Source organism: Paenibacillus algorifonticola (genome assembly GCF_050481745.1).
Taxonomy (GTDB): Bacteria; Bacillota; Bacilli; order Paenibacillales; family Paenibacillaceae; genus Pristimantibacillus; species Pristimantibacillus algorifonticola_A.
On sequence record NZ_JBCNGR010000100.1, the window covers coordinates 1 to 2909 of the forward strand.

A 2909-nucleotide genomic window follows, 5' to 3' on the forward strand; every position below is an offset into this window, starting at 1 on the left:
TGGATATTCATAAGGATAACATTACAGCATGTATTTTAACGTCGAAGGGAAAGGAGATTCGAACGTTTTCAACGAAAACGGTTTTTCTATTACAGCTCATTGACTGGATTAAGCAATCTGAATGTACGCACGTTGCGATGGAAAGCACGGGCGTCTTTTGGAAACCTATCGTCAATCTGCTTGAAGCTGAAGGCATCGAATTTTTAGTGGTAAATGCTCAGCATATGAAAGCATTGCCCGGACGTAAAACAGATGTCAAAGATTCGGAATAGATTGCAAAACTTCTTCGTCATGGACTCCTCAAAGCCCGTTTTATTCCAGATCGAAATCAACGGGAGCTTCGAGAACTCGTTCGGTATCGTCGTAGTATCATTGAAGAAAGGGCTAGACAACACAATCGCATTCAAAAAGTGTTGGAAGGAGCTAATATTAAGCTCGGCTCTGTTGTGTCTGACATTATGGGCGTTTCTTCTCGTGATATGCTGCGTGCCATTGCAGAAGGTGAAGATGATCCCGAAAAACTAGCAAATTTCGCTAGACGCACCATGAAGAAAAAAAAGGATGAGCTCGAACTTGCTCTTCAAGGCTATGTAAATCCTCACCAACGCCTGATGATTAAGACCATTTTAACTCACATTGATTTTTTAAGTGAACAGATTATATTGCTGGATCAAGAAGTTGCTACGCGGGTAACTCCTTTTCATGACGACGTCGAACGTTTAGATTCGATTCCTGGTATCGCCACGCGAATGGCCGAACAGATCATCGCGGAAATGGGGACGGATGTTAAGAAGCAGTTTCCCAGTGCAGCGCATTTATGTTCATGGGCAGAACTGGTACCTAGAAAACTTAGGTTATTCTGTGACTATTACAGGAGCTTCCTAAATTCTTCAAGATACCCATTTTTTTATTCCAGGCGCTGCACCCTTTTTTAAAAATGAATAAGCCACGTCTTATTAACTATTGTCTTTTTAAGTTACTTCGGCTTTAATTTTCATGGGAGCGCAATAGGTATTGCTTAATGTTGGCAAGGCGGAAGGCTGAATTCACATTGACTTTCTTTCCTTTGAGTCACAAATGAATCACAAAGCGTAATTCCATCACTTACACTTGTTTTAATACTATTGGCAGTATTATTTTATCAACAATTCGTTCAACATAAGGAACACTAGTAGTCTGGTTTCTATAGTTATACATGGCTAAGGCGGGTCCAATATCTGTAATTAGCTCTAAATCGTCGTCAGTAATACGATGTTCTTTTACATAAGGTTCGAGAATCGATTCGATAACGTTTCTATAACGCTTGTAAAAAGCCTCACGCATACCTTTGTCTAATTGTTCATTAACAGCATTACAAATCGCATTCATGGCTTTCTGATATTTCATATTATCTTGCAGAAATATAACAGAAAGCAGGTCAATCAATTGTCCACGTAAGTCTTGATTTGTATTCAATTTCATTAGTGATATTTCGAGAGGACTCATCACAGTGGCGGCGTCAATTACAAGTTCCATTTTTGAAGACCAACGCCTATAAATTGTACCCTTCCCCACTTTAGCCTTTATTGCAACCGCATCTATTGTTAATGAATCATATCCGTTTTCTGCTAGCAAATCTAAAGTTGTTTCAAGAATTACTTTGTTCCGTGACAAATCTATAGGGCGCCCTCTTTTTTCTTCTGTTTCGTACTGTTTATCATTTGACATAAAACCTTAGCCACCTTCCTTGACTTATAATATCATACAATTTTCACCCCAACAATTCGGTACTATTGCGTTCTATAATTGCTTCTGTTATTATTTTATTACGGAACTACATCGTTCCATATAAATAACTTCTGGAGGAACTTCTATATGACAACACCAAGAGTATTGATTATCGGTGCGTCCGGCACCGTAGGTTCAAAAGTAGTCAAAGAATTCGATAAAAACGGCGAGGGCATTGTACTTCGTCTGGCGACAAGTCGTCGGGAAATTGCTGAGAAGTGGCAAACTGAGGGCCGTGAAGCCGTTGTACTTGACCTAAATGAGCCGACAACCTTCGCTTCAGCATTAGCGGGCGTCGATCGGGTATTTTTACTAACTGGTTACACGGCTGATATGCTGATCCAAAGTAAACAACTGGTCGACGCAGCGGTCGATGCAGGCATAAGTCACATCGTTCATCTAGGTGTCTTCACCTCGCGTCGTGATATTATCCCCCATTTTATCTGGCATGACCTTATAGAAACGTATATCGAAGCAAGTAAAATTGCTTGGACACATCTGCACCCTAATGTCATTACGGACACGGTCTTCGCTAATATAACGGAAACGGGTTCTTTCACAGTCAACTGGAGAGACATGCCGCAAGGATGGGTATTCGCAGCAGATATTGCAGCTGTCGCTGCTACCGTGTTGCGAGAGGGTCCTGAGAAACATGGTGGTGCTAATTACTGGTTGAGCACGGAAGTACTAACGGGTCCAGAGGTCGCTAACATTCTAACTGAAGCCTCAGGGAAAGAGATCAAGTGTATTACACTCGATCCTGCAAGCCTGGAAGCGCATGTTGCTCAGATTTCAACAGTTCCCGAACGTGCCTACATGGAGAGCGCAGTCATTACGATGAAATTAGCAGCGGCAGGTCAAATGACTGCTCAAACTGTTGTTCGTGATGACGTCTTAACGGTTTTGGGACGTCCTGGAACCACCATGACGGAATGGGCGCGTCAGAAACTAAATTGACTAACCTTTCAGTGCGTGATTACAAAGACATAATTTTATCTGCGACCGTTCCTCGGTATTTAACCGGGGACGGTCATTTAGTTTTTTAGAACGATTGGAACTATCCTGCCCGTTAGCCACACATGCTGCGCAAGCGCCGCACCACAGATGATGAAAATTGGACTACGAATCTGTCCATACTTCTA

At 42.0% G+C, this 2909-nt stretch carries 2 protein-coding genes and 1 pseudogene; 2 read left to right on the forward strand and 1 reads right to left on the reverse strand.

From position 1 onward, the window contains the following. Window positions 1–842, forward strand: a pseudogene (locus ABEW34_RS31825) (IS110 family transposase); the annotation flags it as partial. Between the two features lie 262 nt (window positions 843–1104). Here the strand turns inward: ABEW34_RS31825 and ABEW34_RS31830 are convergent. Further along, entirely contained in the window at window positions 1105–1707 is a 603-nt protein-coding gene (locus ABEW34_RS31830; RefSeq protein ID WP_430165867.1) for a TetR/AcrR family transcriptional regulator, read from the reverse strand. A 147-nt stretch (window positions 1708–1854) separates the two neighbouring features. On the opposite strand from ABEW34_RS31830, the gene ABEW34_RS31835 reads away from it, so the two are divergent. Continuing rightward, the gene (locus tag ABEW34_RS31835; protein WP_430165870.1) at window positions 1855–2724 is read left to right on the forward strand and encodes an NmrA family NAD(P)-binding protein; all 870 of its coding nucleotides are present in this window, start codon (window positions 1855–1857) and stop codon (window positions 2722–2724) included. Window positions 2725–2909 lie beyond the last annotated feature (185 nt).

Bases quoted from the DNA above. Each gene is read 5' to 3' on its own strand.
- ABEW34_RS31830 (WP_430165867.1), bottom strand. From the start codon at position 1,707: ATGTCAAATGATAAACAGTACGAAACAGAAGAAAAAAGAGGGCGCCCT.
- ABEW34_RS31835 (WP_430165870.1), top strand. From the start codon at position 1,855: ATGACAACACCAAGAGTATTGATTATCGGTGCGTCCGGCACCGTAGGT.